Raw genomic sequence first — 7,636 nt, 5'->3', positions numbered from 1 at the left:
AGTCGGCCCGCGTCGCGCCGCCCGCGACCACGAGCGCATCGACGCCCGCGCGCGCGGCGATCGCCGACGCATCCGCCTCGAGCCCGCCGGGCACGACCACGACGACCCGCGCCGGCACCCAGCCGAGGCCGCGGAGGGCGTGCTCGAGGATCGTCGCGCCCGCGAGCTCGACGAACGCCTTCGGCCGGCCCCGGCCGAGGCGGGTGCCGCTGCCCGCGGCGACGACGATGAGCGCGGTGTCGGTCACGCGATCGAGCCTAGGCGGCGCCGGGAAGCGACGAGGCACCCGGCCGACCGACCGGGTGCCTCGGGTGTCGCTGCGGGTCAGCTCGCGGGGGCGAGCGCCTCGTCGAGGCGCGCGGCCGCGGCGTCCTCGTCGGTGTGCTCGGCGAGCGCGAGCTCGCTCACCAGGATCTGGCGCGCCTTCGCGAGCATGCGCTTCTCGCCGGCCGAGAGCCCGCGGTCCTGGTCGCGGCGGCTGAGGTCGCGCACGACCTCGCTCACCTTGATGACGTCGCCGGAGGCGAGCTTCTCGACGTTGGCCTTGTAGCGGCGCGCCCAGTTCGTGGGCTCCTCGGTGAAGTCGGCGCGCAGCACCTCGAAGACGCGGTCGAGGCCCTCCTCGCCGATGACGTCGCGCACGCCGACCATGTCGACGTTCTGCGCGGGCACCTCGATCGTGAGGCCGCCCTGGGCGACGTTGAGCTTGAGGTACGTGGTCTCGACGCCCTTGATCTTGCGGACCTTGACCTCGGTGATCGTCGCGGCACCGTGGTGGGGGTAGACGACCGTCTCTCCGACCTCAAAGTTCATCGAATGCTCCTCCGTCTAGCCAGAACCTCGATTTTATCACAGCGTGTCGCTCGCCGAGGCCCGGCGGGCGTGGTTGGATCACGCCCCTCGGCGGCCGCCGAGGGGGCACTCCGACCCCCTCCGCTCTCGGCCCGAGCGGCGAGTAGTAGAGTCGATCCCGACCGCGGCAGCGCAACTCTGCGCCCGCGGCCATCGTCGAAAGGGATCCCGTGCAGCACCGCCCCCTCGCCGCCGCAGCCGCCGCCGTCGTCGTCGCGCTCGCCGCGACCGGATGCAACATCCTCACGCCGCAGGCGACGACCATCCAGTACGACCCCTCCGACGGCATCTCGGGCAGCACGGGCACGGTCGAGTTCCACAACGCGCTGCTCGTCGGCGAGCCCGAGGGCGACGCGCTGAACCTCGCCGTCACGTTCACGAACCCCGGCGAGGCGACGACCGTCGAGGTGCGCGTCGACGACCAGGCGCAACAGGTGCGCGTGCCGCAGGGCACGACCGTGTTCGGCTTCCCCGACGAGGAGCAGCTCGTGTTCGAGGTCGACGAGGTCGAGTTCGGCGCCCAGCGCAACGTCTCGTTCCAGGCCGACGGCGCCGAGCCCGAGGGCGTCGGCGTGCAGGTCTTCTCGACCGAGTTCCCCGACTACGCCGAGCTCGGCCCCGCCGAGTAGCGCGCTGGGGCTGAGGGCCTCCATCGCCTACCGCTCGAAGCGGTAGCCCAGTCCCCGGAGCGTCACCACGAGCTTCGGGCTCGACGGGTCCTCCTCGATCTTCGCCCGCAGCCGCTTGATGTGCACGTCGAGCGTCTTCGTGTCGCCGAAGTAGTCGCTGCCCCACACGCGGTCGATGAGCTGGCCGCGCGTGAGCACCCGGCCGGCGTTGCGCATGAGGTACTCGAGCAGCTCGAACTCGCGCAGCGGCATCGCCACCTCGCGGCCGTCGACCGTCACGGTGTGGCTGTCGGAGTCCAGGCGCACCCGGTCGATCTCGACGACCGAGTCGTCCTCCTCGTCCTCCTCCTCCGCGGCGCGGCGTCGCAGGACGGCGCGGATGCGCGCCACGAGCTCGCGGGACGAGTACGGCTTCGTGACGTAGTCGTCGGCGCCGAGCTCGAGGCCGACGATCGTGTCGACCTCGCTGTCCTTCGCGGTGACCATGATGATGGGCACCTTCGAGGTGCGGCGGATGTGCTGGCACACCTCGGTGCCGCTGCGGCCGGGGAGCATGAGGTCGAGCAGGATGAGGTCGGCCCCCTCCTCCTCGAACAGCCGCACCGCGCGGTCCCCGTCGTCGACGTGAGCGGTCTCGTACCCCTCGAGCTCGAGCAGGTAGGCGAGCGGCTCGGCGAGCGCGACCTCGTCCTCGACGATCAGGATGCGCGTCATGCAGTCTCCTTGCGGGCAGGCTTCTCGGCGACGGGCAGTCGCAGGGTGAAGGTCGAGCCCTGGCCCGGGCGCGACCAGAGGGTGACCTCGCCGCCGTGGCTCACGGCGACGTGCTTCACGATACTGAGGCCGAGGCCCGTGCCGCCGGTCACGCGGCTGCGGGCGGGGTCGACGCGGTAGAAGCGCTCGAACACCCGCTCCCGGTCCTCCGGCGCGATCCCGACGCCCTTGTCGGTCACCGCGATCTCGACGATCCCGTCGACGACGCGCACGCCCACGCCCACGTGGGTCGCCTCGGGCGAGTACTGCACCGCGTTCGTGATGAGGTTCTGCACCGCCATCGTGATGAGCTCGGTCGACCCGAGCACCTCCGCCTCGTCGAGCACCCGGGGCATGATCCGCATCCGCTTCGCCTCCGCGAGCACGCGGCTGCGGTCGATCGCGGCATCGATGACGCCCGAGATGCCGACGCGCTCGGGGCGGTCGAGGGGGTCGTCGGCCTGGATGCGCGAGAGGTCGATGAGCTCCTTCGTCATGCGACCGAGGCGGTCGGCCTCGACCTGCATGCGCTGCGCGAACGAGCGCACCCGGGCGGGGTCCTCCGCGGCCGCCTCGATGGCCTCCGCGAGCACGGCGATCGCGCCGATGGGGGTCTTGAGCTCGTGGCTCACGTTCGCGACGAAGTCGCGGCGCACGCCCGCGAGGCGGAGCTCCTCGGTGCGGTCGGCCGCGAGCACGAGCATGAAGCGGTTGCCGAGCGGCGCGACGCGCACCCGCAGGTGCAGCTCCGTGCCGGTGCCGATGCGGCCGCGGCGATGCACGAGGTCGAGCACCTCGACCTCGCCCGAGCGCCAGACGCGGCGGACGGCGTCGAGGATCTCGTGCGAGCGCAGGGTGCGCCCGTCGACGATGTCGAGCGTCGTCGCGCCGGGCGACGCGAGCAGCACCTGGTTCGAGCCGTCGAGCACGACGCCCGCCGACTCGAGCACGTCGACCATCGCGGCGACGCCGTCGGGGATGGGCTCGCTCGCGATCGCCATCACCTGCCGGCCGCGCTGCGCGGCGACGCCGAGCAGGTGCACGGAGAGCGCCCCGATCGCGAAGCCCAGCAGGAGCGCGAGGAGCACGTACCAGGACGCATCCACGTGCTTCATCGTAGCCGGGCGCCCGACGGGCCCCGGAGGTTCAGCCCTCAGACACCGGGCGGTAACCTGAGCCGAGGACACTGGGTGTCCGGATCGTGCCCATCGCCCGACGCTGTCGGTCGTCAACGCACAGGGAGCAGGAGCCATGCGCGACGTCTTTCAACAGGAGCTCGCCGAGGTGCAGGATCGCCTCGTCGACATCGCCAACCACGTCGTGGTCTCGATCGAGGCCGCGGTGCGGGCCTTCGGCGACTCCAACGTGCAGCTCGCGGAGCAGGTGATCGCGACCGACCCGATCATCGACGACAAGGCGTCGGCGCTCGACGAGCTCGCGATCAACATTATCGCCCGGCAGTCGCCCGTCGCGCGCGACCTCCGCATCACGGTCTCCGCGCTGCGCATCTCGGCGTCGCTCGAGCGCATGGGCGACCTCGCCCGGCACATCGCGCTGCTCGCGCGCTACCGCTTCCCGATGAACGTCGTGCCCGACTCGCTCGCTCCCACGTTCGCCGAGATGGGCGCGAAGGACATCGAGATCGCGAACCTGCTGCGCGACCTGCTCGAGACGCAGGACCTCTCGATCGCCGAGCGCATCGAGACCGCCGACGAGGTCGTCGACGGGCTGCACCGCGAGGTCTTCGCGCACGTGCTCGGCACCGAGTGGCAGGGCGCGGCGCACACCACGGTGGACGCGACGCTCGCGAGCCGCTACCACGAGCGCTTCGCCGACCACGCGGTCGGCATCGCGAAGAAGGTCAAGTACCTCGCGACCGGCGACTGGGTGGGCGACGAGGACGCGCACGCCGACATGGCGCCCGAGCCGGTGCAGCCGGCGACGTCGTCGATCCCGCGCCTGGGCGCCGACGGGAAGCCGCCGCACCCGCTCGAGACCTCCGACTGAGGGGGATGACGAAGGGGGCCGCGCGATGCGCAGCCCCCTTCGTCGAGTTCGGCCCGTCCCGGGCCTCGGAACCTAGCGCTTGCCCCGCGCGCTGGAGCTGAGAGCGGAGGGCCTTTCGGACCTCCGGCGCGACGCCAGCGCCGAGGCCCGTCCCGGGCCTCGGAACCTAGCGCTTGCCCTGTGCCGCGACCGCCGCCGCCCCCGCCGCCGCCGCCTCCGGGTCGAGGTACTCCCCGGGGCCGAGCGGCATGTTGTCGTCGCCGAGGCGGTAGACGAGCGGGATGCCCGTCGGGATGTTGAGGGCCGCGATGTCGTCGTCGGAGATCGCGTCGAGGTGCTTCACGAGGGCGCGCAGCGAGTTGCCGTGCGCCGTGACGAGCACGGTGCGCCCCGCGTCGAGGTCCTTGGTGATCGTCGACTCCCAGTAGGGCAGGAAGCGCTCGATGACGTCCTTCAGGCACTCCGTCTTCGGCAGCTCCCCGTCGATCTCGGCGTACCGCGGGTCGCCGGCCTGCGAGTACCGGTTGTCGTCGGCGATGGGCGGCGGGGGCGTGTCGAACGACCGGCGCCAGGTCATGAACTGCTCCTCGCCGTACTGCTCGAGCGTCTCGGCCTTGTCCTTGCCCTGCAGGTCGCCGTAGTGGCGCTCGTTGAGCCGCCACGAGCGCTCCACGGGGATCCACGCGCGGTCCGCCGCGTCGAGCGCGATGTTCGCCGTCTGGATCGCGCGCGTGAGCAGCGACGTGTAGAGCACGTCGGGCAGCAGGTCGCGCTCCCGCAGCAGCTCGCCGCCGCGCCGCGCCTCCTCCTCGCCCTTCGGCGTGAGCCGGACGTCGACCCAGCCGGTGAAGAGGTTCTTCTCGTTCCAGGTCGACTGGCCGTGGCGGAGCAGGATGAGGGTGCGCTCGGTCATGCCGTCAGCCTAGTGGCGGGGCGGATCCCCGCCGGCGCTGGCGCGCCCGCCGCCGGAGTAGCATCGAGCCGCAGGGAGGATGCGATGCGAGCGCTTCGAGCCATGACGCCCCGCACCCCGCTCGGGGGGCCGCGGCTGCTGCTCCTCGTGCTCGCCGTGACCGCCGTGCTCATGGGCCTGCTCGGCATGCACACCCTCTCCGGCGGCTCGCACGCGGCGCACGACGCGTCCCCGCTCCCGGTCGCGACCGAGTCGCGGCACGTCGGCGACCACACGGGTCACGCGGGTCACGAGCAGACCGTCGCGCCGGTCGACGCCGCGGGCCCGCTCGCCGCGCTCGAGTGCACGAGCGACGGCTGCGAGGCGCTCGTCGCGATGGCGGCGGGCTGCGTGCTCGCGCTGCTCGTGCTCGGCCTGCTGCTGCTGCGCCGCGCCGCAGCCGGCTCGCTCGTGCGGCTCCCGCTCCCCGAGCGGCACGTGCGGCCGACGGGCATGCGCCGCGCGCCGGCGCTCACCCTCGCCGAGCTCTCGATCAGCCGGACCTGATGGCGCCCTCGCGCGCTGCGGCACCGCCGCCGCGCGCACCGAGCCCATCACATCCGATCGAACGAGAGAGAACCCTGATGAAGACCACCACTCGCGCGCTGCTGCTCAGCGCGCTCACGACCGCGCTCGTGCTCACGGGCTGCAGCAGCACCGGCGGCTCCGCGACGGACCCGACCGCCTCCGAGGCGGCGCCCGGCGCCACGAGCGGGGCGGATGCGTCGGCGGGCAACCAGCACGACGTCATGTTCCTCGAGAACATGATCCCGCACCACCAGCAGGCCATCGACATGAGCGAGATCGTGCTCGCGAAGGACGGCGTCGACGAGCGCGTCACCGACCTGGCAGAGCGCATCCGGGCCGCGCAGCAGCCCGAGATCGAGGAGATGACCGCGCTGCTCGAGGACTGGGGCTACGACGCGGACGCCTCCGCGGGCCACGGCGGCCACGGCATGGGCACCGGCGGCGGCATGATGATGTCGGAGGACGACATGGAGGCCCTCGAGGCGGCCGACGGCGCCGAGGCGTCGCGGCTGTTCCTCGAGCAGATGATCGTGCACCACGAGGGCGCGGTCATGATGGCCCAGTCGGCACTGAGCATGGGGCGCGACGGCACGGTCGCCGAGCTCGCGCAGCGCATGGTCGACGACCAGACCGCCGAGATCGCCGAGATGCGCCAGCTCCTCACCGAGCTGTGACGCGGAGGGCGGGGTCGGCGTGCGCGCCGTCCCCGCCCTGCCCGGCAGCACCGCGCGAGAATGGACGGGTGGCGAAGCCGACCGGACGCATCACGCGCGGCACGACCGGCGTGAACCGGCTGCGCCGCGTCGACCGCTGGATCGCCGCGCAGCCGGCCGTGCGCGTGCCGGGCGCGCTCGTCGTCGACCTCGGCTACGGGGCGAGCGCCACCACGAGCCTCGAGCTGCACGAGCGGCTCGCGCGCGGGAACCCGACCGTCGAGGTGCTCGGCCTTGAGATCCACCCCGAGCGGGTCGCCCTCGCGACCGCCGAGCTCGCCGCCGCGCGCGAAGCGGGTCCGACCCGCTACGGGCGCGCGATCGCGGCGGATGCGCGGGTGTCGTTCGCGCTCGGCGGCTTCGAGGTGCCGGCGCCGCGGCGCCCGCTCGTGATCCGCGCGATGAACGTGCTGCGGCAGTACGACGAGCACGAGGTCGCCGCGCACTGGGCGACGATGCTCGCGCGGCTCGCGCCCAGCGGGCTGCTCGTGGAGGGCACGTCGAACGAGGTCGGGCGCGTGTGCTCGTGGGTCGCGCTCGACGCGGCCGGGCCGCGCTCGCTCACGATCGCGCTCAAGGTCGACGAGCTCGGCACCGACGCGATGGGGGCGCCCTCGGTCGTCGCCGAGCGGCTGCCGAAGGCGCTCATCCACCGCAACGTGCCGGGCGAGCGCGTGCACGCGCTGCTCGGCGAGCTCGACCGCGCGTGGGCGATCGAGGCGCCGCTCGCCGACTTCGGGGCGACGCAGCGCTGGGTCGCGACGGTGCGGCGGATGCGCGAGTCGGGCTGGCCGGTCACCGGCGGCCCCGCGCGCTGGCGGCTCGGCGAGCTGACGGTCGCGTGGGAGGCGGTCGCCCCGCGCGCCTGAGCCGCCGCCCGGCGGCGACCCCTCGAGCCGCACGCTGCGGCCCGCGGAACGGGACCCCTTGCACCGAACGGGACCCGGTGCACCGGGTCCCGTTCGGTAGAAGGGGTCCCTCACCGTGCGATGGCGGCGGGCCGACCTCGGACGCGGACCCCATCCCGGCATCGGGACCCGCGCTCTGGGGTCCCGGAGCCGGAACGGGGTCCGCGGAGCCAGTCGGGGCCCAGGAGGTGTGTCCGGAGGAGCGCTAGGCGGGCGGCTCGGCCGGGCGGGTCGGGCGCTGCACCGCGCCCAGGCGGGGCAGCCGCGGCGGGCGGTCCGGAGGAGCGCTAGGCG

10 protein-coding genes are annotated in these 7,636 nt (G+C 73.3%); 5 read left to right on the top strand and 5 right to left on the bottom strand.

Going from position 1 to position 7,636, the window contains the following annotated elements:
* Positions 1-247: 2-C-methyl-D-erythritol 4-phosphate cytidylyltransferase (locus NWP09_RS10180; RefSeq protein WP_258275400.1), on the bottom strand; the 247-nt coding region annotated here is incomplete at its 3' end.
* Positions 248-324: 77 nt separating this feature from the next.
* A complete protein-coding gene (locus NWP09_RS10175) occupies positions 325-813 on the bottom strand; it encodes a CarD family transcriptional regulator (protein ID WP_258275399.1) in 489 nt (162 codons plus the stop codon).
* A gap of 209 nt (positions 814-1,022) precedes the next feature.
* Between NWP09_RS10175 and NWP09_RS10170 the strand changes: the two genes are divergently transcribed.
* Positions 1,023-1,481, top strand: a complete 459-nt coding sequence (locus NWP09_RS10170; RefSeq protein WP_258275398.1) for a hypothetical protein — start codon at positions 1,023-1,025, stop codon at positions 1,479-1,481.
* Between the two features lie 27 nt (positions 1,482-1,508).
* Here NWP09_RS10170 and NWP09_RS10165 read toward each other — a convergent pair whose 3' ends face one another.
* Positions 1,509-2,195 (bottom strand): response regulator transcription factor, encoded by a 687-nt coding sequence (locus NWP09_RS10165; protein ID WP_258275397.1) that lies wholly within the window; start codon positions 2,193-2,195, stop codon positions 1,509-1,511.
* Positions 2,192-3,340: a cell wall metabolism sensor histidine kinase WalK gene (locus tag NWP09_RS10160; RefSeq protein ID WP_258275396.1), complete on the bottom strand. Its 1,149-nt coding sequence runs from the start codon at positions 3,338-3,340 to the stop codon at positions 2,192-2,194. Before NWP09_RS10160 ends, NWP09_RS10165 begins: the two co-directional genes overlap by 4 nt.
* A gap of 145 nt (positions 3,341-3,485) precedes the next feature.
* Here NWP09_RS10160 and phoU point away from each other — a divergent pair, with 145 nt between their 5' ends.
* Positions 3,486-4,241, top strand: a complete 756-nt coding sequence (phoU, locus tag NWP09_RS10155) for a phosphate signaling complex protein PhoU (protein ID WP_258275395.1) — start codon at positions 3,486-3,488, stop codon at positions 4,239-4,241.
* A 166-nt stretch (positions 4,242-4,407) separates the two neighbouring features.
* Here phoU and NWP09_RS10150 read toward each other — a convergent pair whose 3' ends face one another.
* Positions 4,408-5,154 carry a phosphoglyceromutase gene (locus tag NWP09_RS10150; RefSeq protein ID WP_258275394.1) on the bottom strand — a complete coding sequence of 249 codons (747 nt, stop codon included), beginning with the start codon at positions 5,152-5,154 and terminating at the stop codon, positions 4,408-4,410.
* Between the two features lie 102 nt (positions 5,155-5,256).
* Here NWP09_RS10150 and NWP09_RS10145 point away from each other — a divergent pair, with 102 nt between their 5' ends.
* The 3 genes from NWP09_RS10145 to NWP09_RS10135 all read left to right on the top strand — a co-directional run bounded on the left by NWP09_RS10145 (position 5,257) and on the right by NWP09_RS10135 (position 7,303).
* Positions 5,257-5,700, top strand: coding sequence for a hypothetical protein (locus tag NWP09_RS10145; RefSeq protein WP_258275393.1), 444 nt, complete (start codon positions 5,257-5,259; stop codon positions 5,698-5,700).
* Between the two features lie 77 nt (positions 5,701-5,777).
* Positions 5,778-6,395, top strand: coding sequence for a DUF305 domain-containing protein (locus tag NWP09_RS10140; protein ID WP_258275392.1), 618 nt, complete (start codon positions 5,778-5,780; stop codon positions 6,393-6,395).
* A 68-nt stretch (positions 6,396-6,463) separates the two neighbouring features.
* Entirely contained in the window at positions 6,464-7,303 is an 840-nt protein-coding gene (locus NWP09_RS10135; protein WP_258275391.1) for a class I SAM-dependent methyltransferase, read from the top strand.
* Positions 7,304-7,636 lie beyond the last annotated feature (333 nt).

Source organism: Agrococcus sp. HG114 (assembly GCF_024723325.1).
Lineage (GTDB): Bacteria > Actinomycetota > Actinomycetes > Actinomycetales > Microbacteriaceae > Agrococcus.
The sequence above is the reverse complement of the archived record's forward strand: the minus strand, read 5'-3'. Positions and strand labels throughout refer to the sequence as shown.